Annotated in this window: 23 protein-coding genes and 1 tRNA gene; 15 read left to right on the top strand and 9 right to left on the bottom strand. The window is 53.5% G+C overall.

Going from position 1 to position 26,741, the window contains the following annotated elements; genetic code table 11:
- Positions 1-105 precede the first annotated feature (105 nt).
- From CYQ09_RS09175 to dnaE, 3 genes are all read left to right on the top strand, one after another.
- Complete coding sequence (locus CYQ09_RS09175) at positions 106-1,059, top strand: DUF4123 domain-containing protein (RefSeq protein WP_106745092.1); 954 nt, start codon at positions 106-108, stop codon at positions 1,057-1,059.
- Positions 1,056-2,924: a hypothetical protein gene (locus CYQ09_RS09170; RefSeq protein WP_106745091.1), complete on the top strand. Its 1,869-nt coding sequence runs from the start codon at positions 1,056-1,058 to the stop codon at positions 2,922-2,924. Before CYQ09_RS09175 ends, CYQ09_RS09170 begins: the two co-directional genes overlap by 4 nt.
- 207 nt (positions 2,925-3,131) lie before the next feature.
- Positions 3,132-6,632 carry a DNA polymerase III subunit alpha gene (dnaE, locus tag CYQ09_RS09165; RefSeq protein ID WP_106745090.1) on the top strand — a complete coding sequence of 1,167 codons (3,501 nt, stop codon included), beginning with the start codon at positions 3,132-3,134 and terminating at the stop codon, positions 6,630-6,632.
- Here the strand turns inward: dnaE and CYQ09_RS09160 are convergent.
- A complete protein-coding gene (locus tag CYQ09_RS09160) occupies positions 6,629-6,934 on the bottom strand; it encodes a hypothetical protein (RefSeq protein ID WP_106745089.1) in 306 nt (101 codons plus the stop codon). The genes dnaE and CYQ09_RS09160 overlap by 4 nt on opposite strands.
- Before the next feature lie 147 nt (positions 6,935-7,081).
- Between CYQ09_RS09160 and CYQ09_RS09155 the strand changes: the two genes are divergently transcribed.
- Positions 7,082-8,200: a Hint domain-containing protein gene (locus tag CYQ09_RS09155; RefSeq protein WP_106745088.1), complete on the top strand. Its 1,119-nt coding sequence runs from the start codon at positions 7,082-7,084 to the stop codon at positions 8,198-8,200.
- 8 nt (positions 8,201-8,208) lie between these two features.
- Here the strand turns inward: CYQ09_RS09155 and CYQ09_RS09150 are convergent, their stop codons facing one another.
- Positions 8,209-8,412: a SlyX family protein gene (locus tag CYQ09_RS09150; protein ID WP_106745087.1), complete on the bottom strand. Its 204-nt coding sequence runs from the start codon at positions 8,410-8,412 to the stop codon at positions 8,209-8,211.
- Between the two features lie 147 nt (positions 8,413-8,559).
- Between CYQ09_RS09150 and hisS the strand changes: the two genes are divergently transcribed.
- The 5 genes from hisS to CYQ09_RS09125 all read left to right on the top strand — a co-directional run bounded on the left by hisS (position 8,560) and on the right by CYQ09_RS09125 (position 13,853).
- Positions 8,560-10,050: a histidine--tRNA ligase gene (gene hisS, locus CYQ09_RS09145; protein WP_106745086.1), complete on the top strand. Its 1,491-nt coding sequence runs from the start codon at positions 8,560-8,562 to the stop codon at positions 10,048-10,050.
- Entirely contained in the window at positions 10,050-11,123 is a 1,074-nt protein-coding gene (locus CYQ09_RS09140; RefSeq protein WP_106745085.1) for an ATP phosphoribosyltransferase regulatory subunit, read from the top strand. The genes hisS and CYQ09_RS09140 overlap by 1 nt, the downstream gene beginning before the upstream one ends.
- Positions 11,123-11,812, top strand: coding sequence for an ATP phosphoribosyltransferase (gene hisG / locus CYQ09_RS09135; RefSeq protein ID WP_106745084.1), 690 nt, complete (start codon positions 11,123-11,125; stop codon positions 11,810-11,812). The genes CYQ09_RS09140 and hisG overlap by 1 nt, the downstream gene beginning before the upstream one ends.
- A gap of 69 nt (positions 11,813-11,881) precedes the next feature.
- A complete protein-coding gene (locus CYQ09_RS09130) occupies positions 11,882-12,421 on the top strand; it encodes a hypothetical protein (protein ID WP_106745083.1) in 540 nt (179 codons plus the stop codon).
- 43 nt (positions 12,422-12,464) lie between these two features.
- Positions 12,465-13,853: a pyridoxal phosphate-dependent decarboxylase family protein gene (locus CYQ09_RS09125; protein ID WP_106745082.1), complete on the top strand. Its 1,389-nt coding sequence runs from the start codon at positions 12,465-12,467 to the stop codon at positions 13,851-13,853.
- 4 nt (positions 13,854-13,857) lie between these two features.
- Here the strand turns inward: CYQ09_RS09125 and CYQ09_RS09120 are convergent, their stop codons facing one another.
- Positions 13,858-14,289, bottom strand: a complete 432-nt coding sequence (locus CYQ09_RS09120; RefSeq protein ID WP_106745081.1) for a DUF1489 family protein — start codon at positions 14,287-14,289, stop codon at positions 13,858-13,860.
- Between the two features lie 148 nt (positions 14,290-14,437).
- Here CYQ09_RS09120 and CYQ09_RS09115 point away from each other — a divergent pair, with 148 nt between their 5' ends.
- From CYQ09_RS09115 to CYQ09_RS09105, 3 genes are all read left to right on the top strand, one after another.
- Positions 14,438-16,720 carry an adenosylcobalamin-dependent ribonucleoside-diphosphate reductase gene (locus tag CYQ09_RS09115; protein ID WP_106745080.1) on the top strand — a complete coding sequence of 761 codons (2,283 nt, stop codon included), beginning with the start codon at positions 14,438-14,440 and terminating at the stop codon, positions 16,718-16,720.
- Positions 16,721-17,047: 327 nt separating this feature from the next.
- Positions 17,048-18,148, top strand: a complete 1,101-nt coding sequence (locus CYQ09_RS09110; protein WP_106745079.1) for an AAA family ATPase — start codon at positions 17,048-17,050, stop codon at positions 18,146-18,148.
- A gap of 9 nt (positions 18,149-18,157) precedes the next feature.
- Positions 18,158-19,063 (top strand): metallophosphoesterase, encoded by a 906-nt coding sequence (locus CYQ09_RS09105; protein WP_106745078.1) that lies wholly within the window; start codon positions 18,158-18,160, stop codon positions 19,061-19,063.
- A gap of 39 nt (positions 19,064-19,102) precedes the next feature.
- On the opposite strand, the gene CYQ09_RS09100 is transcribed toward CYQ09_RS09105, so the two are convergent.
- Positions 19,103-19,435 carry a hypothetical protein gene (locus tag CYQ09_RS09100; protein ID WP_106745077.1) on the bottom strand — a complete coding sequence of 111 codons (333 nt, stop codon included), beginning with the start codon at positions 19,433-19,435 and terminating at the stop codon, positions 19,103-19,105.
- 787 nt (positions 19,436-20,222) lie between these two features.
- Here CYQ09_RS09100 and CYQ09_RS09095 point away from each other — a divergent pair.
- Positions 20,223-20,873, top strand: a complete 651-nt coding sequence (locus CYQ09_RS09095) for a hypothetical protein (protein ID WP_106745076.1) — start codon at positions 20,223-20,225, stop codon at positions 20,871-20,873.
- Between the two features lie 236 nt (positions 20,874-21,109).
- On the opposite strand, the gene CYQ09_RS09090 is transcribed toward CYQ09_RS09095, so the two are convergent.
- Entirely contained in the window at positions 21,110-22,126 is a 1,017-nt protein-coding gene (locus CYQ09_RS09090; RefSeq protein WP_106745075.1) for an alpha/beta hydrolase, read from the bottom strand.
- 54 nt (positions 22,127-22,180) lie between these two features.
- On the opposite strand from CYQ09_RS09090, the gene CYQ09_RS09085 reads away from it, so the two are divergent.
- Positions 22,181-22,792, top strand: coding sequence for a GNAT family N-acetyltransferase (locus CYQ09_RS09085; RefSeq protein ID WP_106745074.1), 612 nt, complete (start codon positions 22,181-22,183; stop codon positions 22,790-22,792).
- Between the two features lie 189 nt (positions 22,793-22,981).
- Here the strand turns inward: CYQ09_RS09085 and CYQ09_RS09080 are convergent, their stop codons facing one another.
- Positions 22,982-23,614 (bottom strand): tyrosine-type recombinase/integrase, encoded by a 633-nt coding sequence (locus CYQ09_RS09080; protein WP_106745073.1) that lies wholly within the window; start codon positions 23,612-23,614, stop codon positions 22,982-22,984.
- Positions 23,615-23,937: 323 nt separating this feature from the next.
- Positions 23,938-25,206, bottom strand: a complete 1,269-nt coding sequence (locus CYQ09_RS18310) for a hypothetical protein (protein ID WP_162617623.1) — start codon at positions 25,204-25,206, stop codon at positions 23,938-23,940.
- Between the two features lie 99 nt (positions 25,207-25,305).
- On the opposite strand from CYQ09_RS18310, the gene CYQ09_RS09070 reads away from it, so the two are divergent.
- On the top strand, positions 25,306-26,127 hold the full coding sequence (locus CYQ09_RS09070; protein ID WP_239495895.1) for an AAA family ATPase: 822 nt from the start codon (positions 25,306-25,308) through the stop codon (positions 26,125-26,127).
- A gap of 101 nt (positions 26,128-26,228) precedes the next feature.
- On the opposite strand, the gene CYQ09_RS09060 is transcribed toward CYQ09_RS09070, so the two are convergent.
- Both CYQ09_RS09060 and CYQ09_RS09055 read right to left on the bottom strand, forming a co-directional pair.
- Positions 26,229-26,492, bottom strand: a complete 264-nt coding sequence (locus tag CYQ09_RS09060) for an Arm DNA-binding domain-containing protein (RefSeq protein ID WP_239495894.1) — start codon at positions 26,490-26,492, stop codon at positions 26,229-26,231.
- Positions 26,493-26,639: 147 nt separating this feature from the next.
- Positions 26,640-26,729, bottom strand: a tRNA-Ser gene (locus CYQ09_RS09055).
- Between the last annotated feature and the right edge of the window lie 12 nt (positions 26,730-26,741).

Raw genomic sequence — 26,741 nt, 5'->3', positions numbered from 1 at the left:
TCGAAGGCTTTTAGCCGCTTGTGAGGTGTTGAGCTGGTCAGTATTTGTGGCGCATACTGCTGAAAATACATCTAGGCTAAGGCTGCTTTACGCGTGATCCAAAACATGGACGAATTTTTACAGCGTGACCTAGTTTTTGATATCATCCCCCTTAAGGATCCAGACTCTGGTGGTGAAATTTCATTTATTCCCAGTGAGTTAGAAAGTAAATTATTCGGAGAAACTGATGCCGATGGGCATCCGCTATATGTATATGCAGTGATAGATGCTGCGAAGGTTCGGTTCTTGACCGACCGTCTGTCGCAGTGCGATTTGCCGCATGTCTGTCTTTATGAAAATGACGATTACGCAGAAACTGCACCTTGGTTGGTACAGCTTGAGGTGGAAGCAGAGTTAACTCGGCAATATTTCGCGTATGATCCAGGCCAAGACAACCCGTGGCATATGCTAGCACTGGATGCCGGCATCGTGTTGCGCTCTCGCTTTGGTATCAAGGATGTTCAACACCACTTACGGCGTTATACGCTTTTGGCTGACGAAGCTGGGATCAGGCAGTATTTTCGATTTCAGGAACCCGGCTTTTTAGACGCAGTACTTCGGTGTTCTAACCAAGTCGAAGTCGCCAGTTTTTTCGCTCGGGTCGAAAGCTTTATGTATATGTTTCCGGCGTTGAATGACGGGTTGTGGGATGCTGTAAAAACCTCACCCCAACCGGGCTTGAACCTGTCCGAAAACGCGACATTCAATTTACCTGTGATTGACAAGACCAAGAGAGCGGCAATGCATGATGTGCTTTGCACGCGTCAGGGACGTAATCTGGCAATCCATGGTGGGACACCAGCATCTGAACGAAAGATGCGTGCCGAAGTGTACACGCGCCTTTTCAATGCTGGTTTCAATAATGAAACTGCGCTGATTGGTACATATGATCTGTTAGCGCAAATTCCCGCAGAGGCGCACGCTTCGATTTGGCAAGCTATCGAAAGCGGAGATCATTCACTGGGTTTCCTGAATTATAAGATCGCAAAGCATTATAATCTTGAGGTGGACGTAACATGAGTATCTGCATCGAATGCGGTGAATTTGAACTATTTTATGTTCTGGCATGTGGTGATGCAGCAGTCGGGGAAAGCAACATTCTTCTTTTTGCAGGAGATGAACTAGCCGAAATTCATCAAGAAATAAAATTTATGGATGACACCTTTGGTGCACTCGAAAAAGCAAAAGCAGAACAAGACCCAGAGGCGATCATTGCGGCCCAAGACCACATAACAACGACGTTGAAGGGCCATATTCCTATGCTGGACGGATATACCCGACCAATGGCTCGGTTGCCCGGTGAGCATCTCGTTCAAGCTTATTCGATTAAGGGGAAGAAGTGGACTCGAATTCGAAGCACCAAGATGCGCAATCATTGGCGGAGCTACAACGTTAATAAGTCGCTGTTAGTGGCTGAAGGTTCTGCAGACGATCCGAAACAATTGAATAAACAAGGTCTGAGAACTGCTTTTACACAAGCAAGGAAAAAGATCAAAAAGGACTTGGCTGAGGGGATCACTTTCCGCTCCCAGCTTGCCAAGGGCACGGTTAGCGGGTCGATTACTGATGTATGGGACGCCAGCTGGCTGCAATGGGTCGATGCTGTCAATGATAGTCTCATTTATAGCGGGTCGAGCGGGTACCATGACCTGTCTGCAGGTGCGCAGCTATTGCGGGCCTATGCGGGGTATGGGCTGAACCTTGGATATAACCCCAAAACAGGGGGTTACGGTTTAACAGGTAACGCAGAGGCGCGCGCCATTCTGGCCGAGGCCAAAGCCCAGTTTGATGGATACGCACCGCACCGTGATGGTTGGCATGCATATCTATCGTATTTTCCTGAAACGGGGTCGGAGGCTGGTCGTCAGCAGGACCTTAATTTTGGATACTTCCGAGGCCGATTGACAATAAAGGCGCATGCGATGTTAGGCGCCAGTATTTTTGGAACTGCTGGCATTGAATATGCACCCGAACCCGGCGGATCTATTCTTGCTAAGCCATCCATGGCCGGTGCCAAAGGCGAAATCGCCGCCGGTGCGTTTGCGGGCGTAGAGGCAGGCGGTAATGTTGCCGGTGCATTGGAGTGGCAAAACCCTGGCTGGCGCGAGGATAAAAATGGCGCGATCAAGGACGCGAAATGGGTGATCCTCGTTGAGCTTGGCGTGATGGTAGCTGCTAACGCCGGAATTGGCGGCGAAGTTGATTTTATGATTAGCTTTGAGGGTGGTAAGTTTATGTTCCGTGCGAAGGCCCAGCTCGTGATTGGAGTAGGGGCCAAGGGGAGCATGACAGGGCTTGTGGGAACTGGCGCGATCTATGACCTTATTGTATACGTGTACAATCAATTGAAAGAAAACGATTTTAGCTTCTTAACCTTCATGAGCAAAGAAGCATTTGATGCCGTAATTGGCTTGGTCTTGTATGCCGTTGAATTCGGTGCCGACGCCTTGCGAGCGGCTGAAGACAAGATCGATGCGTTCATTGCAGCAGCTAAGGCATCGATTGATAAAAGTGATAAGGCTGAAGAATACGCACGTAAAATTAAAGCAAAACCTGAGGTTTTGCTTTTCGCGCCTCCGGAAGCTAAGGGGGCAATTTTGTACAAACTATCAGAAACGTTCACGTTTTCTTTAGAAGAACATCAAGAAGCCGCTATTTTGACGGTCGTCGGTACAGTCCAGACGCAGCGCGAATGGGAGCAAATTGTTGAACGCATCACCCCTACAGGGGCTAAGTCAACCGCTTCGGAAGGTATGAAGCGGTTGAGCTGGATCATGGATGGCGGGTCAGAACAAAAATTTGGAAAAATGTTGCGGGCTCTCGCAACATTGCCGCCAACGACATTAGCTCCGGGTGAACCAGTGGTAATGCGTAATTTGGTATGATTATGGGCAGGCTAGATATCGTGATGTTTTGCAATCGTGCTTAATTGAATGCTTCAATAAGGGCGGGTAAGCATCACTGGACTTATGTGCCCAGAGTAACATTATAAGTTGGAGATACGATGAGGGTCGGCACAGAAAGCTGAGAACTGCGCAAAGCAGCGTGCTTTGTTATCTTGTCTGTAGCACAGCATCAGATAGTTTGCCCCCATGAGTACAAATCCCCGATTCATCCATCTGCGTGTCCATTCAGAGTATTCCCTGTTGGAAGGTGCCGTTCCGGTTAAGAAATTACCCGGCATGGCCGCCGCGATGGACATGCCCGCTGTTGCCGTGACCGACCGCAACAACATGTTTTGCGCATTGGAATTTTCGGAGGGTGCTTCAAAGGCCGGTATCCAGCCGATCATCGGGTGTCAGGTTGATCTGTGCTATACGACGCCAGAGCCGGGAAAGCGCCCCGAAGATCCTGCGCCGATTGTGCTGCTTGCCCAGACCGAGGCAGGTTATATGAACCTGATGAAGCTGAACTCTTGCGAGTATTTGGACGCAGGTGGGCAGTTGCCGCAGGTCACGTTAGATGACCTAAGCCAATATCATGAAGGATTGATCTGTTTGTCTGGTGGCCCCGATGGCCCGGTTGGTCGTTTGCTGCGTCAGGGTCAACGCCCGAAGGCCGAAGTCCTGATGGATCGTTTGGCTGTGACGTATCCGGACCGTCTGTATGTGGAACTTCAGCGTCATCCGATTGATGGTGGTCTGCCAGAGGCAGAGCGCCTGTCAGAGCGTGGGCATATTGAGATGGCATATGCGAAAAACCTGCCTTTGGTTGCGACGAATGATGTCTATTTTCCTAAGACGGGTCTGTATGAGGCACATGATGCGCTGTTGTGTATTTCTGAAGGTGCCTATGTCGATCAACAAGAGCCGCGTCGTCGTCTGACTCCGCAGCATTATTTCAAGTCTCCACAGGAAATGGTGACGCTGTTTGCCGATCTACCAGAGGCCATCGAAAACACGGTTGAGATTGCAAAGCGCTGTGCGTTCAAGACTTATAAACGTGATCCGATCCTTCCTAAGTTTGCTGATGACGAGGTCGCGGAATTGCGGCGTCAGGCCGAGGAAGGACTGAAAGCCCGGCTGGCCATTATTCCGCACGCGGCTGAGGTCGCCGAATACGAAAAGCGACTTGAGTTCGAGCTGAGTATTATTGAGGGCATGGGGTTCCCCGGCTACTTCTTGATCGTTGCTGACTTTATCAAATGGTCCAAGGATAACGGTATTCCTGTTGGGCCGGGCCGTGGTTCGGGTGCGGGATCACTGGTGGCTTATGCGCTGCTGATTACCGATCTTGATCCACTGCGCTATTCGCTTCTGTTCGAGCGGTTCTTGAACCCAGAACGTGTCTCCATGCCCGATTTCGATATCGACTTTTGTATGGACCGCCGCGAAGAAGTTATTCGCTATGTGCAGGAAAAATACGGGCGCGATAAGGTGGGGCAGATCATCACCTTTGGTGCGCTGTTGTCCAAGGCTGCTGTGCGCGACGTAGGTCGTGTTTTGCAGATGTCTTATGGGCAGGTCGACCGTCTATCCAAGATGATCCCTGTTGAGGGGGTGAAACCTGTTTCGATTGAGAAGGCGCTCGCGGATGAACCGCGCCTGCGCGAAGAAGCCCAGAACGAAGAGGTCGTTGATCGTCTGCTGAAATACGCGCAGCAGGTCGAAGGCCTTTTGCGGAACGCATCGACCCACGCTGCGGGTGTTGTGATTGGTGACCGTCCGTTGGACGAACTGGTCCCGCTGTATCAAGATCCGCGCTCTGACATGCCTGCCACCCAGTTCAACATGAAGTGGGTTGAGCAGGCCGGTCTGGTTAAGTTCGACTTTTTGGGTCTAAAGACCCTGACAGTCATTCAGAACGCCGTTGAGCTGGTCAAAAAGAATGGCCGCACGTTGAATGTGGCGGCCGATGGAACCGAATTGTACCAGCCGCCCGTTGGTTTCGAATACGATATCGGTGCGATCCCGCTGGATGACGAGGCATCCTATAAACTCTATTCCAGCGCTAAGACCGTCGCGGTATTTCAGGTGGAATCCAGCGGCATGATGGATGCGCTAAAGCGCATGAAGCCGACCTGTATCGAGGATATTGTTGCGCTTGTGGCGCTGTACCGCCCCGGCCCGATGGAGAACATCCCGACCTACTGCGAGGTTAAGAACGGCCAGCGCGAGATTGAATCGGTGCATGAATCTATCGATTATCTGCTGGCAGAAACTCAAGGCATCATCGTTTACCAAGAACAGGTTATGCAGATCGCGCAGGTCATGGCTGGCTATAGCCTTGGTGGTGCGGATTTGCTGCGTCGTGCGATGGGTAAAAAGATCGCCGAGGAAATGGCCAAGGAACGTCCCAAATTCGAAAAAGGGGCGATGGAAAATGGGGTCGATAAGAAAAAAGCGGCCGAGGTTTTTGACCTTCTCGAGAAATTCGCGAACTACGGTTTTAACAAATCGCACGCGGCTGCCTATGCGGTGGTTTCTTACCAAACAGCATGGCTAAAGGCGAACCATCCGGTCGAATTTATGGCCGGTGTGATGAACTGCGATATTCACCTAACAGATAAATTGGGTGTCTATTTCCAAGAGGTCAAAAAGGGCCTTGGTATCGCATACACGCCGCCTTGTGTGAACAGGTCACAAGCCACGTTTGACGTGTTCGAGGGCAAACTTGTCTATGCGCTGGGCGCGTTGAAAAACGTCGGTGTCGAGGCGATGAAGCTAATCGTCGAAGGCCGCGGCGACAGTGAGTTCGTGAACCTTTTCGATTTCGCGCGCCGGGTTGATTTGAAGCGGGTCGGTAAACGTCCGCTGGAAATGCTTGCACGGGCAGGGGCGTTCGACGTGCTTGATCGTAATCGTCGTCGCGTGATGATGAGCCTTGATGCGCTGTCCGGGTATTCGGGTGCAATCCACGATCAAAAGTCATCCAATCAGGTGTCATTGTTTGGCGAGGCTGGCGATGATTTGCCCGAACCCCGCCTTGCTGGTGGCGACGATTGGTTGCCCGCAGAACGGCTGGCCGAGGAATTCAAGGCGATCGGTTTCTACCTGTCTGGTCACCCGCTTGATGACTACATGGGCGCGCTGAAACGGAAACAGGTCCTGACCTTGGACGAGGTCATGCTGAAGGCCAAACGGGGTGCCTGTGTTGTGAAAATGGCGGGTACTGTTTCTGGCAGACAGGAACGCAAATCTGCACGCGGGAACCGCTTTGCCTTTGCGCAGCTGTCTGACCCGACAGGGCAATACGAGGTCACGTTGTTCTCTGATACGCTGGAGGCCGCGCGTGATTACCTTGAGACAGGTAGCCAAGTCGTGCTGTCTTGCGAGGCCACGATGGAAAGCGACCAGCTAAAGCTGCTTGGTCGTTCTGTCGCGCCGATTGATAATGTTGTTGCTGATGCGGGCGGTTCTGCGCTGCGGGTGTTTATCGACACGCCGGACGCAATCGAATCCGTGGCGAGCATCCTTGCCAACGCCATCAAAGATGGCGTGCGGGCAGGGCGGGGGCCTGTTTACTTTAACCTGATGCATCCTGATTTGCCGGGTGAGGTTGAATTAGACCTTGGCGAAGATTTCCCTGTGAACCCACAGATCAAAGGCGCGCTGCGCAGTTTGAATGGTGTGATAGAGGTCGAAGACGCTTAGGGCTTTGACTGTGCAAAGGGATCGATTCGTACAATGGCACGTTCGTTCTTGATGATGCAGTAATTCCTGCGGTCACCTTCGAATTCTGGAATGGTACTTGTGATCATCTTAAGGGTAGGTGCCGCGAAAATCATGGCTTCGCCTGTGTCGCCGCCAAATTCGTGTGTTTCTTCGGGCGTAAAGAATAACCCCATTGCAACGTCAGTCGCCGGGAACACCTTTGCGCCGTGTTCTGCGATCAGCTGATCGATTCGTGATCGCAACCTTTGGGCGGTTTCATGTGGAAAAGTGACGACAGCCAATATTTTTTCCCCCTTGTCAATTGCGTCGGGACTTAAACCTCTGGGGTTGGGCCTGTACTTTGGTGTACTTATTAACCTTTTGGCCTATAAATAAACAAAAAGCCTCGTAAGTCATGTCGTAAATATTGTGAAGTGACAGGTATAGCTATGCCATTTTTATTTGATTGGACCACTTTTTCTAGCCCGAATGGGTCGACGACGTTAAATGACGGGGTGAACAACACTGGCTTCACGTCGACAAATGTGGCGACTTCGGGTACTTCGGGCTCGAGTTATAACAATGGCAATGGTGGCTATATTCGCTCAAGTGGGCTGCAGGCGGGTCAGCTCAATGGTGTAAGGCTGGATTTTACAGATCGCGCCGTAGATAATCTTAGTTTTGAAATTTTAGATTTAGACGCCAATGGTACGGCTTGGGATGATCAGGCCGTGATATACGGCTATGATGCTAACGGCAATTTAGTTGCACCAACGTTTAGCGATCTTAGCGCGACTCATGATGTCGTGGATGCGTACACAGTTGAGGCCAATGGTAATAACAGTCAGTCGGTTGATGGCCCGGGTTCCCCTGATTCACTGACGGTAACATTCGATCAGCCTGTCGTGCGGGTGTTCGTGTTGATGGGGGGCAGCCAGTCCAGTGGTGTCCGTGCTGGCGTAATTGGCATTGGTGATCTAAGCGGCGACGTGGTTTGTTTTGGTCACGGCACATTAATTGAAACTGATACAGGTAAGGTTGCCGTGCAGGATCTGCGCGAAGGCGACTTGGTCATGACGATGGATAACGGGCTTCAGCCGATTCGCTGGGTTGGGTCTCGGACTGTTGATGCCGTTGGAAAATTTGCGCCAATCGTTATTTCCCAGGGTGTTGTGGGCAACACGCGTGAACTGGTGTTGTCACCACAGCACCGTGTGCTGATGCAGGGCTGGCAAGCAGAATTGATGTTCGGTGAATTAGAGGTACTTGTGCCAGCAAAGCAGCTTGTGAACGGCGGAAGCATCGTGCGCCGTGAAGGTGGCGAGGTGACCTATTATCATATCTTATTTGATCGACATGAAGTCGTTTACGCCGATGACGCACCCTGCGAGAGCTTTCATCCCGGTCATGTTGGGATCAATGGCATGCACGAAGAACAAAGCGCAGAGATATTTGCGCTATTCCCAGAGCTGGAACATAATCTAGCGGCGTTCGGTCCAACAGCGCGTCTGGCGCCCAAGGCGAGCGAAAGCGGACTGCTGGGCGCATGGGCGCTACCTGCAGCCTAGGTCGGCTTTTACCAATGTGGGGGGCGCTGGTCGGCGAGCGGCACGGTGCCACCTGCATCTAACTCGCGTGATGCCTCGCGTTCCATCAACATCGCCAACCGGCGCATCGCGAGCGCCAGTTCGGTTTCTTGTCGCGCGACGATATCCGACAATTCGTCGACTGTGCGTGTCAGGTGGGCGATTTGTTCTTCTAGGTGCAATGTATCGGTCATGTTGCTGCATTAGCGGAACTACGCTGGCCTGCATAGTCTGGGATTTTCCCAAAACCACACGCTGCGGCAGTTTTTCGATGACTGCATTGCTCCTGTGACGTAGCCGCGTTAAACGGCGACCTATTATCCGCGAAGATAGGACCCAATATGGCCAAGGTTAAAAAGCAGCCCCGCCCAAAGGCGCAGACACCAAAAGGTTTCCGCGACTATTTTGGTGCAGAGGTGGCAGAACGCACGGAAATGCTGACCAAGATTGCCGGAGTCTATCATCGTTACGGCTTTGACGCGCTGGAAACATCGGCTGTCGAAACGGTCGAGGCATTGGGCAAATTTCTGCCCGACGTTGATCGCCCGAACGAAGGTGTGTTCGCGTGGGAAGAAGACAATGACTGGCTTGCCCTGCGCTATGATCTGACAGCCCCATTGGCGCGTGTCGCGGCGCAGTATCGCAATGACCTGCCGTCCCCTTATCGCCGTTATGCGATGGGTCCGGTTTGGCGTAACGAAAAGCCCGGTCCGGGCCGGTTCCGTCAGTTCTATCAGTGTGATGCTGATACTGTCGGCGCGTCTAGCGTCGCGGCTGATGCTGAAATCTGCGCGATGCTGTCTGATACCCTAGAGGTCGTGGGCATCCCACGCGGCGATTACGTTGTGCGCGTCAATAACCGCAAGGTGCTGAACGGCGTCATGGAAGTCGCGGGCGTCTTGGACCCAAGCGACCCAGATCGGTTCGCATCCGAGCGCGGCATTGTTCTGCGCGCAATTGATAAGCTGGACCGCCTTGGTGTGGACGGCGTGTGTGCATTGCTGGGCGAAGGCCGCAAAGATGACAGCGGCGACTTTACCAAAGGTGCCGGGCTATCCGCCGAGCAGGCCGAAATCGTCATGGGCTTTATGGATGCTAAACGCGACACAGGCACAGCGACCGTTACGCGTTTGCGTGAACTGGTGACTGGTTCAAAGGTCGGCGGTGACGGCGTGGCCGAGCTTGAGACGATTGCCGAACTGCTGGACGCTGGCGGCTACAGTTCAGACCGCATAGAGATTGACCCATCCGTCGTGCGTGGCCTTGGCTATTACACCGGACCGGTGTTCGAGGCTGAACTGACGTTCGAAGTCACCGATGAAAAGGGGCGTCCGCGTAACTTTGGTTCGGTGTCCGGCGGTGGTCGTTATGACGATCTAGTGAAACGCTTTACGGGCCAAGAAGTGCCAGCAACAGGCGTGTCTATCGGTGTTGACCGTCTGTTGGCCGCGCTGCGCGCCAAGGGCCGTTTGGACACCGTTGCTGCTGGTCCTGTTGTCGTGACCGTCATGGACCGTGCACGTATGGCTGACTATCAGACGATGGTGGCTGAGCTGCGTAACAACGGCATCCGTGCAGAGGTTTATTTGGGTAATCCCAAGAACTTTGGCAATCAGTTGAAATATGCGGATAAGCGCAATTCACCTGCTGCTGTGATTGCGGGTGGCGATGAATTCGACGCGGGTAAGGTCCAAATTAAGGATATGATCCTTGGCGCAGAGATCGCCAAGAACGCGACCCTTGAGGAATGGAAAGACCGCCCGAGCCAATACGAAGTGCCTCGCGATCAAATGGTCGCGAAATTGCGCGAGATTTTGGACAGTCAAAGCTAATGCCAAATTCACCTGAAACGCGGGCCGAGGCCCGCCGCCTGCGCGATCTGTTTGCCGCCCAAGGTGCGCAAGTGATCGAAGCGGATGTGCTACAATCCGCTGAAACGCTGCTTGATCTCTATGGCGAAGACATTCGTGCGCGAGCCTATCTAACGTCTGATCCGCTGCGCGGTGAAATGGTGCTGCGCCCTGATTTTACGGTTCCCGTTGTGCAGATGCATATGGAGAGCCACGCGGACCCTGCGCGCTATGCCTATGCGGGCAAGGTGTTTCGTAAGCAAGAAAACGACGAAACCCGTGCGAATGAATACATGCAGGTTGGGTACGAGGTGTTCGACGGCCAGAACCCTGCTGCCGCAGATGCCGAGGTGTTTGCCGTGATCGCCGAAGGTTTGTCTGGGCTGCCTGTGCGCGCCGCAACTGGCGATATTGGCATTCTGACAGCTGCTGTGCGTGGTTTGCAGACGACGGATGCCCGCAAGGCCGCCTTGTTGCGCCACATCTGGCGGCCGCATCGCTTTAAAACACTGCTAAAGCGTTATGCGGGCGGCAAGGTTCCAGCGACGCGCACTGCGTTGCTGGCGGCCGATGATCCGTTTGCAAACGCAGGTTCAGATATCGGTTTGCGCAGCCGTGCCGAGGTTGAGGCCCGGATCGCCGCATTGCGTGACGATGCACAACAGCCGCCGATTTCTTCGGATGAAGTGATGTTGATTGATGCGATTTTGGAGTTGCGTGAAACGACGCCCAATGTCCTGAGCCATCTACGAGACATCGCAGTTGATATGCCGGCGATTTCGGATGCCGTAGCCCGGATGGAAGCTCGCGTGAATGCACTGGATGCACGTGGCGTTGATGTTGATAACCTTGAATTCGAAGGCAGCTATGGTCGGACGTCGTTGGAATATTACGATGGTTTCGTATTTGGGTTCTACGCAACAAAACGCCCTGATCTGCCGCCAGTCGCAACGGGTGGCCGTTATGACGCGCTGACCGCTCGCTTGGGCGAGGGGCGTGCGGTCCCGGCGGTCGGCGGTGTGATCCGTCCTGACTTAGCCTTGGGGGTTGCGTGATGCTAAAGCTTGGTGTGCCGTCAAAAGGACGGCTGATGGAAAAGACCTTCGACTGGTTCGGCAGCCGGGGCGTGACCCTGCGCAAGTCTGGATTAGACCGCGAATATGCGGGTGCCGTCGAAGGTATCGAAGGCGTTGAACTGGTGCTTTTGTCAGCCGGAGAAATTCCACGCGAACTTGCGTCTGGGAACATCCATCTTGGTGTGACTGGGTCTGACCTTGTCCGTGAAAAATTGGCGAATTGGGACAGCCAAGTCGGTGAACTTGCACTTATGGGTTTTGGCGGCGCTGATCTGATCGTTGCTGTGCCGCAGGCGTGGGTCGATGTAGATACGCTCGACGATCTAGACGCCGCCGCCGCCGCGTTTCGCGCAAAGCACGGTTTTCGCCTGCGGATCGCGACCAAATACCACCGTCTTGTACGGGAATTTTTGCGTGAACACGGTGTTGCTGATTACCAGCTGATTGACAGTCAAGGGGCGACCGAAGGTACAGTTAAGAATGAGACCGCAGAAGCAATTGCGGATATCACCTCGACGGGTGATACGTTGCGTGCGAATGGTTTGAAAATTCTTGACGACGGCTTGATCCATGCATCGCAGGCGACGCTGTTTCGCGGCCGCCGCAAGGACTGGACTGATGAACAGCGCAAGACATTGAAGACCCTACAGATGATTTTGGGAATTTAGGCAAAAGCGTTCATAATTTGGTCAGGATGTCGTGCGAAGGTGCGTGCATTACATTTTTAGGATCACCTTATGAAATTCGCTTTTGCTGTTCTGACATTGTTGCCTGTTGCTGCGTATGCTGACATTGAATATTGGGATTACAATGATTGGCGAGTCATCATTGAAACCGTCGATACGGGCGAAGATACGCGTGTCTTTTGCACCGCGTTAACAGGTGGCGATGGTATGCCATCATTGCGTATTGATGTGTCAAATGGTGACGCATTGCCTCCAGCATACTATCCGGCGCCGACATTGTACGAAACCGCGCCGCGCGGCTATGAAACGCTGATGAAAGACGGGCAGCGCGTGCTTTTTGAATTTGACCCAGACAATATTACCGAAGGTTTTGTGACCGCCGGGTTCGATGATGACGGTATTCGGTTTGCCTATGCGCAAGCACACCAAGACGATAGTCTTTGGCTGCTGCAATCCATGCGTCAAGCGGCACAGCTTTGGATCACGCTGGACGGTGAAGTCGTCTATGGCGCGTCGCTTGCTGGGTTTACCGCGTCTTATGGAAAGATTGCAGAGCAATGCGGGTTTTCGACCGTTGGGGTAATCAACTAACCAAAGGATTGTTCCTGCGCGTGCAGCGTGGCTAAGTGCGGCGATGACACATGATGAATTGGTAGAATGGTCGCGTCGCGCGGCTGAATGGGCACTTGATTATCACAACGGATTGCGTGATCGGCCTGTAAGGGCGCAAGTTGCCTATGGGGATACGGCGGCAAAACTGCCAGCTGTCGCCCCTGACGCGCCTGAACCAATGGCCCAGATTTTTGCGGATTTCGAGGCGACTGTGCCCGATGCAATCACGCATTGGCAGCATCCACGGTTCTTTGCGTATTTCCCTGCGAATGCATCACCTGCATCGATGTTGGCCGAACAGCTAACCAGCGCCATCGCGGCACAGGCGATGTTGTGGCAAACATCGCCTGCGGCGACCGAGATCGAACAGGTCATGGTTGGCTGGTTGCGTGCCGCGCTGGGACTATCCAACCATTTCACAGGCACGATCCATGACAGCGCGACCACTGCAACATTATCGGCGGTTCTTACTATGCGTGATCGGGCGACAGGATGGCGCTCGGTCGAAGACGGGCTGTTCGGCGGACCGCGTTTGCGGATATACGCATCGGCGCAGACGCATTCGTCGGTAGATAAAGCCGTGCGCGTTGCGGGGATCGGGCAGGCCAATCTAGTGAAGGTGCCGACGCGTGCCGATTATGGCATGGACCCTGAGGCGCTTGATGCTGCGATCCGCGCAGACATTGCATCGGGGCATAAACCTGCCGGGGTCATTATGTGTACTGGCGGAACGTCGATCGGTGCATGCGATCCGATTGCTGAATGTTTGATTGTCGCAAAGCGGCACGATCTTTATACTCATGTGGATGCGGCTTGGGCCGGATCGGCGATGATCTGCCCAGAGTTTCGTGATCTATGGGCGGGCGTTGATGGCGCTGATAGCGTTGTGTTCAATCCACACAAATGGCTGGGTGTGCAGTTTGATTGTGCGGTCCAGTTTCTTGCAGATCCCGCGCCGCAGATTAGGTCGCTTGGGTTACGGCCAGAGTATTTACAGACTTTGGGGCATGATGAGATCGTGAACTTCAATGAATGGACCGTACCATTGGGGCGGCGGTTTCGTGCGTTGAAGGTGTGGTTCGTGTTGCGCGCCTATGGGCTAGACGGATTGCGGCAGCGTATTCGAAATCATGTGGCTTGGGCGGATGAGTTAGCCAAAGCGATTGCGCAAATCGAAGGATGCAAAATTGTGACTGCGCCAGTCTTGTCACTGTTCACCTTTCGATTGGGTGACGATGCTAAGACCGAAGCATTGCTTGAACGCATAAACGATGATGGTCGCGTTTATCTGACCCAGACACGCCACGAAGGGCGGTTTGCGATCCGTGTGCAAATAGGGCAGTTCGACTGTACCCGCGACGATGTAATGACAGTTGCAGAAGTGGTTTCACAAATTTCTAGAAATTTGTGACGGCCTATCGCACGCCAATATCTGCTAGGGCTTTGGATAGCTCGGGGGGCAATGCTTCTTCGGCCTGTTGTCTGCCAGTTAGGTCCTCTGGTGCATCGTCAACGGGAAGATAGCGCCAGCCTTGAAAGGCGCGACGCGGGGTTGCTGCGACGCGGATCAAACCGGGTTTGCTGACGATCGCACACCGGCGGATACCGTCCTCGCCAATGATTTCATCCAGACGGATAACCGGCTGGCGGCATTGGATCACCCCTTTGATCACCCAATAGATTGACCCACCGTTAAGTATTTCGGTCTCGCGCTTGGGCCACATGCGGGTTATGTGCCGGGGATACCCATCAGCAGTCTGCGCGTGACGCGTGTCTTGCCATGCTGCCAATCCCGCGACATCATCCGTGCCAACCGACAGCTTCACTATATTTATGCACTTTGTCACATTTGACCCCTAGATGTGGTATCATCATCCCGGTATAGACCGGGGTTCACGATTCTGAAAGTAGGGCCGCTGCCCTTGCTTTCAATCATTCACCGCTTATGCTTTGCAGCCTCGCTGCAGCCCATCAGAATCAAACAAGGATCATCCCATGACCGCTTTTGCCGCCCCGATTGCCGAACAAATCTGGGATATGAAGTACCGCTTCAAGCAGGCAGATGGAACGCCAATCGATCAAACGGTCGAAGATACATGGCGTCGTATCGCTAAATCTTTGGCTGTGGTCGAAAAAGACCCGGCGGTTTGGGAGGAAAAATTCTATGGCGCGTTGTCAGATTTTAAATATCTGCCCGCTGGCCGGATCACTGCAGGTGCAGGTACAGCGCGTTCTGTGACGCTGTTTAACTGTTTTGTCATGGGCACTGTGCCTGACAACATGGGTGGCATCTTTGACATGCTAAAGGAAGCCGCGCTGACCATGCAGCAGGGCGGGGGGATCGGTTACGATTTTAGCACCATCCGCCCCAAAGGCGCGTCGGTAATGGGTGTTGCTGCGGATGCCTCTGGCCCGCTGTCGTTTATGGACGTCTGGGATGCAATGTGTCGCACGATCATGTCAGCAGGTTCGCGTCGTGGCGCGATGATGGCGACCATGCGTTGCGATCACCCTGACGTCGAAGATTTCATCACGGCGAAATCCGACGCAGCCCGTCTGCGGATGTTTAACATGTCTGTGCTGATTACTGATCCCTTCATGGACGCGGTTAAGGCGGACGGACCTTGGGATTTGGTGTTCAACGGCAAGACATATCGCACCGTTCAAGCCCGCGAATTGTGGGATGCGATTATGCAGTCGACCTATGATTATGCCGAACCCGGCGTGATTTTTATCGACCGCATCAATCAGATGAACAACCTGAACTACTGCGAAACCATTGCCGCGACGAACCCATGTGGTGAGCAACCCTTGCCACCTTACGGTGCTTGCCTGTTGGGTTCGATCAACATGGCTCGCCTTGTCAGCAACCCGTTTGAAGCTGGTGCTGCGCTTGACTCGGATGCGATGACTGATCTGGTCGCGACCGCCGTGCGCATGATGGATAACGTTGTTGATACCTCGCGGTTCCCGCTTGAGGCACAAGCACAAGAGGCCGCGGCCAAGCGTCGTATCGGGCTGGGTGTCACTGGTTTGGCCGATGCATTGCTGATGGTTGGCCTGCGCTATGGATCAGAAGAAGCGGCGCGTCAGACGGACGAATGGATGCACGCGATCGCCCGCGCCGCATATCTGGCGTCAGTGGACTTGGCGAAGGAAAAGGGTGCGTTCCCGCTGTTCGACGCTGACAAGTTTCTGGCGAGTGGTGCAATGCAGGACATGGATGATGATGTTTGTGATGCTATCCGTCAAAATGGCATACGAAATGCGCTGCTCACTTCAATCGCGCCAACCGGTACCATCAGCCTTTATGCTGGCAACGTATCATCCGGGATCGAACCCGTGTTTGCCTATGCCTACACTCGTAAGGTTCTGCAAAAAGATGGGTCGCGGACCGAGGAAGAGGTCGTTGATTACGCTGTTCAGATGTGGCGCGACCTAAAGGGCGACGCACCTCTGCCGGACTATTTTGTGAACGCACAAACGCTTGCGCCACTTGACCATGTTCGTATGCAGGCGGCAGCGCAAAAATGGATCGACAGCTCGATCTCAAAGACGATTAACTGCCCCGAAGACATCAGCTTTGACGATTTCAAAGAGGTCTACATGGCCGCATGGGATCAAGGCTGCAAAGGTTGCACGACCTATCGTCCGAATGACGTGACAGGTTCCGTTCTGTCCGTATCATCCGAAGCATCGCCATCCGAGGTTCCTGAGCAAGTACGTGAAGGCGACCAAGGGTCTGAGATCATCTATATGTCAGAGCCGTTGGATCGCCCGAATGAGCTAGAAGGCGCGACGTACAAGCTGAAATGGCCAGATTCTGAGCACGCCATCTACATCACGATCAACGATCTGGTGATTGCTGGACACCGCCGCCCGTTCGAAGTGTTTATCAACTCCAAAAACATGGAGCATTTCGCCTGGACAGTGGCCCTGACCCGGATGATCAGTGCAGTGTTCCGCCGTGGCGGAGATGTGTCATTCGTTGTGGAAGAACTGAAAGCGGTCTTTGATCCGCGTGGTGGAGCGTGGATGCAGGGCAAATATGTACCCTCAATCCTCGCGGCGATCGGCGGCGTAATCGAAAAGCACATGATCGCAACCGGCTTTTTAGCTGGCGAAGGCATGGGGCTAAAAAGCGACCCTCAAGCAGACGTGGTGTCGTTGAATAGCAAACCACGTGGAAAAGCCTGTGGCTCTTGTGGGTCGTATGACCTGCGTATGGTCGAGGGTTGTATGACCTGTGGGTCGTGCGGATATTCGAAGTGTTCTTAATGAAACGCTAAGTTCAGTGTTGTCAGACACCCTATAACTTGGCCACTATGGGGTGTTTTTTGACCACTCCGCACAGATCAAATGACCACCAACCTTCTTGAGGTTGGTGGTTTTTTAATATTTTCAATGAGTTACGATATTTTCGCTGTTCTGCAGTGAACACTGATAAGTCTGACCGGCTCTAATAAGCTGGGGCTTGCCATATTTCCGCGGATGTTCCCAAAGTGTTCCAGAGGTTCCGGAACCTTTCATATCAACAGTTGCCCGATTGTTATCGATCTCCGGGTGCCGGCGCAGGCCTTGCTTGCGCTATGAAAGGACTCCGACATGACAAACTCCCAATCCAAAATCCCGTTTCACAACCTCACCTTCTACGATGACTTGCCCAAATTAGGCGACGTGGAAGCGCGATGGAAAAAATTCCTGAAGGCGACCCGCGATGCTGCGCAACGTGCTGAGATCGAAGCCGGTCGAATAGCGGAAGACGATCGGGTAGATTTGTTTGACTTGCTCGATGACGCCGATAAGCGCCGCATCAAACGGCGCGCGATGCGGTTCCTTGATTGTTTGCACTCCTCAACAGGCATGCGCCATCTGAGCGAGGAGAACCGTGCTCGCCTCACGTCGCTCAGAGGTGGGTTGCCCATCGCCAAGATTGCCACCGAACACGAAGCCGACGAGATCGCGGCAGCCCTGCATGCCGAGATGCCTTGGATGGCACCGGCGACCGAAACGGTTTGGCACGGACTGCGGGCTTCGGCGCGGGATGGGCTGCCCGGACTGCGATTTAACCCTCTCGTTCTCGTTGGGTCGCCCGGCATTGGCAAAAGCCACTGGGCGCGCCGTCTTGCCCATTATCTTGAGGTGCCGACGACGAAGATTGACGCGACAGGCGAACCGGGCAGCTTCGCTTTAGTCGGCTCGCAAAGGGGCTGGTCCAGCGCAACGCCGGGCAAACTGTTGCAGACCATTCTGCAAAACCGCCACGGCGGGCCATTGGTTATCGTTGATGAGGTGGAAAAGTCGGGCAATGTTCAAGCAACGAATGGTGCGCGTCATACCCTGACCGATGCATTGTTGCCCTTGTTGGAACGCATGACAGCCGAGACATGGGAATGTCCGTTCTTCCAAATCAAATGCGATATGTCTTGGGTCAATTGGGTGATGACAGCCAACAGCCGCAACGGGTTGCCCGAGCCGCTTCAAAGTCGCTGTATTGTTCTGAATTTGCCGGACCTAACGACGGTACAACCGCGGCAATTCGTTGAAACCGAGGGCGCGCGCCGAGGCTTGCCCGATCCCGCGATGGCCGCGCTGATGGATGTCTTCGACTGCGGTGCTATCAAAAATGCCAACCTGAGCCTGCGCACTGTCAGCCGCATGCTGGATCGCGCCCAAACATTGGCCTGCACGCCAATGCTAAACTGAGGTCACGCCATGCAATATCAAACCATCCCGTACCACAGCGGCGAAATCGTTGTCCTGGGTGATCTGCATTATGACAGCTACCGCCGTTTCGCCCTGAGCCCGATTGATCAATGGGCCCTGCAAGACATCGTTTGGTACGCCGATGCTCTGATCCTCGCAGGCGACCTGACAAACGGTCCTGCTGACCGCTGGACGCAGGTTTTTCAGTATCTTTCAGAGTTCATCCGGCCCGAACGGATCTATGCGCTGCCCGGTAATCACAATTATTATTCAGGCCATCTGACCGACGACCCTAAGCTGGAAAGGGTTGCGAAGGACGTGGACGCACATTTCGCACAGAAAACAGCTCTGCTGCATGGTGATACGCGCATCTTGTGCTGCACGTTGTGGACCGATTTTAACCTGTCCGACGAGCCCTCGGTTGCTATGCACACTGCTGACTTGCTCATGGCAGACTATCACATGATCGGTGCTCCTCTGGACCCCAGCACGCCTGCCGACCGTATCCCAATTATGCGCCGAGAGCGCCGGTTGGAGCCAAGAGAAATTCTCCGTGTTCATCAAGATCATCGGGCGTGGCTTGCTGATAACCTAGCCAACCCGCATCCTTCGGGGAGCAATGGCCGGACAGTGATCATTACGCATCACGGACCGCATCTTGCCGTTGCTGGCGAGATAGATACACTCTCTGCCGCGTTTCATTCGGACATGAGTGATCTGATCATTCAGTATCGTCCAGACGCATGGTTCTTTGCCCATTCCCATCGACGGCTTCGCGCCAAAATTTACGGTACGGATATCAGGAATGTGTCTGTGGGATATGCAGGTGAACTGATCGATGAGTCCGTTTCATACCTGCGGGAAGCGGTTTTGTGGAAGAGCTATTCCGCAACGGTAAAAAGCGGCGGCGGATGATCCATGGCTTTGGCGGGAAGATAGGTCCAGACTTCAATCCTATCCCAAGTACTTGTCGGCGGCGCCCACGCCAAAGTTTTGGAGGATCGAAAGATCTAGAGGAGCATCGCTCGGTCGCGTCAGGGCGTTCGGTATAAACGGTCCGCTATACTCAACGTTTGGAGCACTCCCGTGAGACCCCAAATCGCCTTTAGTTTCTCGAACGAATAGGGTGAAATCGGTCAGAAACTGCACTGTATCAAACAAGGCGTCACGATCTGCTTTCGACAGGTGTTCAATTTCGCCGAGATCAACAAACTGCTTCAGGCGATCGACAAAATCCTGTTCAGATTGGTCTTTTGGCATCTGTTTTGCGAAATCTATCAGGTTCATCCTGGAAGTCCCTATTGCTTTGGTTGCCGCCCCAAGTGGACCGAATTATTGTGACTTTCGCAGTCTGGTTGATGCCGTGATGGCACCGCTGCACGCATATGTCAGATCGGACGTGGAGAGCCTTGCTTTGAGACGCGCTTCACGTGGCGCAGCAGCCATTTTCGGCTTTATCCACGAACCTCGCCCGGTGAGGGACGATCCCGTTAGGATTGGCGGTTGGGCTTTAGGTCATGCCGTGCCCCCCGCCTGAACCGAATGTGATGGATGTATCATGCGGCGTCCTCCCATGGCGGTGCGCGGGACTTGGGTGTTTGGCCGCGCATAAAGGTCTCGATGATGATTATTGCGCCACCGCATTTGTCAGCTTTGCTTGAAAGAGGATCGTGATGGTGCGACTTGGCCCAGAGCAGCGATGCGGCACCGCCTACATTGGAGACTGAAGCCTACACCGTGGGCGTATTCTGTTGAAAAACTCCAATACCGGGCGTCCCATGCAAAATTGTCGGAATAATATTCTGAATTTATAAAATTTTTCCGACATTTCTGGACGTGCTTTGATGAACGAAGAACAGCTTTCTAGTTTCATAAAATTTGCAGACGCAGCAAAGAGTTTTTCAACAAAATCGGCGGATTGCGGACTTTCGCTGCGGTTTGCTCCGAGGTCGGCTATGCGGGACGAAGCTGCCGTTCGGTATCGCTGAGTGAGCGTCCGGTTCGATGCCGCTTTTGCATCCGCTTTCTTCAGTGTATCGAAATATAGCTATAGTTCCGTGGACACCTTATAACTATGAAAAAAACGATACCCGAAGACCTTGAAATCCTTGCCAGCGCTTATTCTCTCAACATCGAGACATCAAACCGTGCTTGGGTTGCTTTGATATCAATTTGCTTAGCAGCGGTTCTCGCCCAACCAAGCGATCCCGAAACAATGGACATTGTAGGCTTTGCAATTAACCCTGACTTTTTTCACTGGGTCTCGGTAGTAGTCATTTCTGCTTTGAACATTCACTATTGTTCCTCTCAAATGATGACCTACGAATTTTCGAAAAACTTCGCTCAATATTTGTCAGACATCGACGCAGTCAATATAAAAGTTAGCAAAAACAATAATTTAAAAGAAATAGCATACAAGATGGTTAAGCCAAGCTACGTCAGACTTTTTCCTCTCACTCTTGGCATGCCAAAGACCTTTGCCCGATTATTCATGGTTGCCGTGAAGCCTCTAATAGATACGCTTTATACTCTTTTGCCAGTCGCGTGCATTCTGCAGCAAGGGAGACTTGGTTACCTCACCCTCGACCATAGTGGGGGGATACTGAACTGGTCATTCGGATTGGCGACAGTATCTGCTGCGTTTGCGGTGATTGCGATATTTTCGTCAGTAATTATGGCGGTCCGCGTTGCAGGATGGCAGCGTCTACTGAGCGGTTTTCGATAGAAAGCAAGTGCTCAAGTTCGCCTTAGTTAGCGAGCAGGCAATTTGATTCAGGTTGAGAAGCCGACCTTGGGCCGATTTGCAGCATTGGTCTTTTTGGGCTCATACCTGCCGTTAGCCGCAATAACCACCAAAGTCCGCTCTGGGCCGTTTGTGTCGTAGATCGCGCTCCAGACAGGCAAAATGCTGCGACCGATCTAATGGCGGCAGAGAGCCCACTTCGACCGATGCTGCGCGATCTATGAACGTCCGCCTTTGCTTTCCTGCGCTATCCAATCTGCAATCTTAGCTATCGTTCCCGACGCATATGCGTACCTCCCCTCCGCGAGGAACCAGACGCGCGCAATAGCCGACCAGTCTTCGAGGAGCTGCCAATTATATGCCCGTGCCTTCAACAATCCGTGCGTTGCACCGGGCCAGACGATGATCTCTGTCGAAACTGCGCGCCCGGCTAGGGTTTCTCGGTAGATCGCAGCGTTGCGAGCGGCATTAACGTTAAGGTCATCCGCGCCCCAAAAGGCGAGAAGCGGCAGATCGAGCGTCGACAGTTCTTGTCGCGCATCCGCGCTTCGGTTGCGCTGAACAAAGCCCCAACGATCATGCGACATATCTGACGGCGCGTCTCCTACATTTGCCTCAGCCCCGAACACCCGATCATCTGCCAGATTTTGCGCGGCAATTGTTTCGTCGATCACTTCGGACTCAAGCCCCTCTATCGTCAGCCGTGTACGCGTGTAGTAGTCCCCTTGATCCTGCCAAGACACGGCTGGACCTACCAAGACAATGAAGTCTGCGTCTTCTTGCGTCAGCGACGGCAGAACCCAACCAGCTTGCGAAAACCCAAGTGCGCCGACGCCGATCCCCGGTAAGCGTTGTTCTAATTGTTGCAATGCTCCGCGTGTTTCGGTGGTTCGTTCTGACATCGATTGATGCAGCCAGTTTCCTTGCGATGATCCGACCCCGGGCTTGTCCCAAGATGCAACCGCGATGCCTTGATCAAGAAGCGCGTTAATTATCGGTGCATACCCACCTGCAGAGGTGCGATCTTGCGCCCCATCACCATGGACGAAAACCACAGCCGCCTTGGGTGCTTTATCAGGCAACCAAATCGTGCCGGAGATGGTGTTACCAGAGACCACAAAATCAAACGGTTCATCGGCTCTGCGATCCAGATCATGATCAGCCAAACGCCACAGGACAAACACGGCGAGGCAGACGACAAAAAGGCTTGCGTTCAGGAAATACGATAGCTTCAATTGAATCCGCTCAATGCTGTCTCCATCTGATAAGTAACTTAGGAGGGACTACCATTGAATACAATCCAGCCGTCGCCCAGCTTCACCGTCGAAAATGGTCTGCGCAGTGAACATCGACACCGTGCTGCGCGCGGATACTGGAATGCTTTCGCACGAAAGCTTCGCTACCCTCTTGGCCCAGAAGAAAAAGCTGTGCGCTTCATCGAAAGCATTCTTGATCCAACACATGCCATAAGTGCCGTTTCCAACGACGGACGGTTTCTGGGGATCGCAGGTTTTAAAACGTCAAAGGGTGCGCTGGTTGGCGGTGGGTTCACCGATATGGCGCGGACTTATGGGTGGGTCAGTGCGCTTTGTCGTGGCATGGTGATCAGTATTTTGGAACGTGACCTCGCGGATGAGACGCTGCTGATGGACGGCATCTTTGTTGAGCCCGATGCGCGCGGCCAAGGTGTAGGCAAAGCACTGCTGCAATCCATCGAGACGCATGCTGCGTCACAAGGTTTGCAGAGTATCCGGTTGGATGTCATCGATTCCAACCCACGCGCCCGTGCGCTATATGAACGCGAAGGCTATTCAAAAATTGGCGTTAAATCCCTCGGCCCGCTTCGCACCGTTTTTGGGTTCTCATCCGCGACAGAGATGTCAAAAGTGGTGGGCGGCTAGCCTGTCGTCCCACAAAAGCCGCCATTCGACGGAGTATTCTTTATGGCAGGTTTGTCCCGCGATCCAGTCATCCACGCACCGAGAATGCTGCGGGATGCACGAATGTCGGCAATGCGGGCTGCGGACGCAGCATCGAGCGACCGTGATCAATGGCCGCAATGGGCCGTACATGTAGTACGGCCCATACGCTTATATTTCAATAGCTTCCGCGATTGCCAAGGCGTCTTCAAGTTCAACGCCAAGATATCGCACTGTACTATCCATCTTGGTGTGACCCAGCAGAAGCTGAACGGCACGCAGGTTGCCCGTCTTTTTATAAATCTGGGTTACCTTTGTGCGTCGCATAGAATGGGTGCCGTAAGCAGTTACCTCCAGCCCAATCGACGACACCCAGTCCCGCACGATACGGGCATATTGGCGTGTTGAGATGTGAAGTCGCTCGTGGAAGCGCCCCGGCCAGAGAAATTCGGACCCGACCATCAGCGGGTCTTTCATCCACGTCGCGACCGATGCCCGTGTGCCCTCCGAGATTTCAAACCGAACCGGTTTTTGGGTTTTGCTTTGCAGTACGGATGCGCGGGCTTTGATCTGCCCAGACGCCATGACATCCACGACTTTCATCCGGACCAGGTCGCAGCCGCGCAACTTGCTGTCGATGGCCATATTAAACAAAGCCAGATCGCGATGGTCCTCGGCCAATTCGAGTCGGACGCGGATGGCCCAGACATGTTTGGGTTTCAGCGGGAGCTTTTGACCGACGATGCGACCTTTGTTCCAAGCGGGACGAAGTGCGCGAATGGCCGGTAAGTTTGGCATATGCATGATAGATACTCCGATCCACCATTCCCTCCCACAGCGACAACCAGACGTTGACAGCGCTGTATATCACAAGATGTGCAAAAACAGCTAACGGCAGGAAAGAGCCCTTAATGTCCGGTGCCGCGAGTTGTATAAATGTCGGCTTTGGCAATCGGGATAGTTAGCCCATGCTCCAAAAACGGCCATTTGTGGAAACTCTACAAGTTCGCTTTGCGGGGCGGACATAACGGACCTCAATCAATTTTGAGCGAATAGCCCGTCTTGAAGGACTGCAAATCTGATAAAAGCATGTAATGCTGCCTGAGGGTGCAAGGTCAAACACTATTCTAGTCTAAATGCATCCACCGGACAGCGCGACGCCCATCAACGCCGTCAGAACTGCCCGCGATTAAAGAACCGTCGGCACTAACACCTTTAGCATCGCTGCTAACAGTATCCTCTTCCTGAGGTTTCAAACCGCCAAGTAAAGTTAGATTCTCCTTTAGCACTTCAATAAATGCCATCTGCTGGGAGATACCGCCTACACTGCCGACAATAGTCGTTCCATCAGGGCTGATATCATTCACGATGCTGCGTGTACTCGCAGCATCGACAAGTAGGTTACCTTGCCCAGACACCTCGCCCCACATTGTCGCTATGCTGGTGCTATTCAGCGGGCCAGAATTTCCAACAATTATTACCCCATCACCGGACGCGTTACGCGCCATTGAGACAAACGGATCGGGCTCTTGTTCAAGCAAAATCATGCCCTCCTCCTCGGTCCAACGAAAAGCTGAAAACCCGACCTGCCCGACGACCGTGGTCCCGTCGCTACTCACACCGAATGCGACACTATCGTCTGTTCCAACCCGCTGAGTTCCATCTTTCGCTGTCCATGAAAACGCATACCGACCTCCGCCAAATACGCTGCCGATTGTCCCGACCACAACTGTACCATCCGAGTTGACCGCGCGCGCATCCGATAGATCGTTCATCGCTTCACCAGTCAGAAGCACCATGCCAGTCTCTTCTGTCCACCGAAAAGCACGGGAGCCAGCTGAACTATCACTGCGTCCGACAATAACGCTACCGTCAGCGTTGACACCCCAAGCGATACTTTTCGAACCGCCGGGCAGTGTACCTAAGCTCACCATACCATCAGTTTCTGTCCAACGAAAAGCTCGTTCGCCCAGAGATGACGTGCTCTGTCCCACAACAACCAAACCATCGTCACTGATAGCTGTTGCACGGCTCCTGTCACCTCCTTCGAGGACACCTAGATCACAAATAATGAGCCCATCTTGGCTGCTACCTATTGGTTGACCGCACGTCTCGCCAATAACCTGGGTCCCTCCCAAAAGTTGGATAAAAATAAACAAAAATGGAACGCTCAGTTTGGGTAACGAGAACAATTTCAGGAAATTAGACACTCTTCTGCCTCCTAAATTTTCATACAGCGCTTTTTCTCGAAGCACGTAGGTCGCATCAATAGATATCAATTGCACTAACTTCACCTTCAAAAACAATATAGTGACGTGATCCTTGCCGGTTTTCGCCGCACAGTACATACCGCTCTCAAAAACGACCGTTAGTTGAACGCAGTCGAAATCAGCCATTGGCGCAACCGCAGCGAAATGGCGGTTTGTCCGCGAACTGTGAATTCGAACCCTCAGGCATTGTGCGCGCGCGGCGAATGTCGGCAATGCGGGCTGCAGGTGCAGCATCTCAACTTGCCTATCGAGGTCGGCTTGCCAGTGGCCCGCATCGTCACCGAGCACGAGGCTGACGAGATCGCGGCCGCGTTGCACGCCGAAATGCCGTGGATGGCACTGGCAACTGAAGCGGTCTGGCACGGGCTTCGTGCATCGGCGCGCGAGGGGCTGTCGGGATTTCGTTTCTCTCCGCTCGTTTTGGTCGGTTCCCCTGGGATCGGCAAAAGCCACTGGGCTCGCCGTCTTGCGCATCATCTTGCCGTGCCAACAACTATGATCGACGCGACGGGGGAACCGGCCGCATTTGGTATCGTCGGGTCCCAGCGCGGCTGGTTCAACGCGACACCGGGCAAGCTGCTGCAGACAATCCTGCGGGAGCGCCATGGTGGGCCTCTCGTCATCGTTGATGAGGTCGAGAAGTCAGGTGACATCCATTCCAGCAAAGGCACACGTCATGCGTTGACCGACGCCTTGCTGCCGCTGCTTGAACGTATGACTGCCGCAACATGGGAGTGCCCGTTTTTCCAGATCAAATGTGACATGTCTTGGGTGAACTGGGTGATGACTGCCAACAGCCGACAGGGGCTGCCTGAGCCTCTGCAGAGTCGCTGTGCGGTCTTGGAACTGCCCGACCTGACGCCAGACCAGCTTCGTCACTTTGCGAAGAAAGAGGGCGCACGCCGTGACTTGCCAGCCCCTGCGATGGCTGCCTTGATGGATGTCTTTGATTGTGGCGCGATCATAAATTCCGGTCTGAGCCTTCGCACGGTGAGCCGCATGCTCGACCGCGCACAGACGCTTGCCTGCCAGCCCATGCTGAACTGAGGTTGCCGCTATGAATTATCAAACCATCCCATATCACAGTGGCGAAATCGTCGTTCTCGGCGACCTGCACTATGACAGCTATCGACGCTTTGCCCTGTGCCCTATTGATCAATGGAACTTGCAGGATATTCCAAGGCTCGGTCACGCGCTTCGTTCAACGTCACGACGTCAGCGCCACCAAGCCCGAAGTCGGTGCGCAGGGGCTTGCCTTCGCGGTTGCGTTGACCCTTCACTGTGATGCGTACAATCCAGCGTCTCGCACCGGATGGATCGACCACGAGGTACAATCCGTTCCCGTCACCATGGCGACCGGGACCGAGGGTTCGGACTAAATTCTTTGTTAGCTTTCCGCCTAGAGCAGCCATAAAAGTACCACGATCTATACCACGAAATGAATAGAAACGAGTCTAATCGAAGAGAAACGAAAAGCAACAATGAATACATATATATCAACAAAAACAGCCCCATAAGGGGGTGTATAGGTACCAACGGAATTGAATAAAATTGAGGTCTGGCGGAGACGAAGGGATTCGAACCCTCGAGACGGTTTCCCGCCTACTCCCTTAGCAGGGGAGCGCCTTCGACCACTCGGCCACGTCTCCGCCGATCCGTTT

It is taken from the genome of Yoonia maritima, assembly GCF_002933395.1.
GTDB lineage: Bacteria > Pseudomonadota > Alphaproteobacteria > Rhodobacterales > Rhodobacteraceae > Yoonia > Yoonia maritima_A.
Note: the sequence above shows the minus strand (reverse complement) of the source record. Positions and strands in the feature narration are given on the sequence as shown.

Bases quoted from the DNA above. Each gene is read 5' to 3' on its own strand.
- CYQ09_RS09130 (WP_106745083.1), top strand. From the start codon at position 11,882: ATGAAATTCGCTTTTGCTGTTCTGACATTGTTGCCTGTTGCTGCGTAT.
- CYQ09_RS09100 (WP_106745077.1), bottom strand. From the start codon at position 19,435: ATGAACCTGATAGATTTCGCAAAACAGATGCCAAAAGACCAATCTGAA.
- hisG (WP_106745084.1), top strand. From the start codon at position 11,123: ATGCTAAAGCTTGGTGTGCCGTCAAAAGGACGGCTGATGGAAAAGACC.
- CYQ09_RS09110 (WP_106745079.1), top strand. From the start codon at position 17,048: ATGACAAACTCCCAATCCAAAATCCCGTTTCACAACCTCACCTTCTAC.
- CYQ09_RS09150 (WP_106745087.1), bottom strand. From the start codon at position 8,412: ATGACCGATACATTGCACCTAGAAGAACAAATCGCCCACCTGACACGC.
- CYQ09_RS09155 (WP_106745088.1), top strand. From the start codon at position 7,082: ATGCCATTTTTATTTGATTGGACCACTTTTTCTAGCCCGAATGGGTCG.
- CYQ09_RS09060 (WP_239495894.1), bottom strand. From the start codon at position 26,492: ATGGCTGCTCTAGGCGGAAAGCTAACAAAGAATTTAGTCCGAACCCTC.
- CYQ09_RS09140 (WP_106745085.1), top strand. From the start codon at position 10,050: ATGCCAAATTCACCTGAAACGCGGGCCGAGGCCCGCCGCCTGCGCGAT.
- CYQ09_RS09175 (WP_106745092.1), top strand. From the start codon at position 106: ATGGACGAATTTTTACAGCGTGACCTAGTTTTTGATATCATCCCCCTT.
- CYQ09_RS09080 (WP_106745073.1), bottom strand. From the start codon at position 23,614: ATGCATATGCCAAACTTACCGGCCATTCGCGCACTTCGTCCCGCTTGG.
- CYQ09_RS09105 (WP_106745078.1), top strand. From the start codon at position 18,158: ATGCAATATCAAACCATCCCGTACCACAGCGGCGAAATCGTTGTCCTG.
- CYQ09_RS09115 (WP_106745080.1), top strand. From the start codon at position 14,438: ATGACCGCTTTTGCCGCCCCGATTGCCGAACAAATCTGGGATATGAAG.
- dnaE (WP_106745090.1), top strand. From the start codon at position 3,132: ATGAGTACAAATCCCCGATTCATCCATCTGCGTGTCCATTCAGAGTAT.
- CYQ09_RS09095 (WP_106745076.1), top strand. From the start codon at position 20,223: ATGAAAAAAACGATACCCGAAGACCTTGAAATCCTTGCCAGCGCTTAT.
- CYQ09_RS18310 (WP_162617623.1), bottom strand. From the start codon at position 25,206: ATGGCTGATTTCGACTGCGTTCAACTAACGGTCGTTTTTGAGAGCGGT.
- hisS (WP_106745086.1), top strand. From the start codon at position 8,560: ATGGCCAAGGTTAAAAAGCAGCCCCGCCCAAAGGCGCAGACACCAAAA.
- CYQ09_RS09170 (WP_106745091.1), top strand. From the start codon at position 1,056: ATGAGTATCTGCATCGAATGCGGTGAATTTGAACTATTTTATGTTCTG.
- CYQ09_RS09125 (WP_106745082.1), top strand. From the start codon at position 12,465: ATGACACATGATGAATTGGTAGAATGGTCGCGTCGCGCGGCTGAATGG.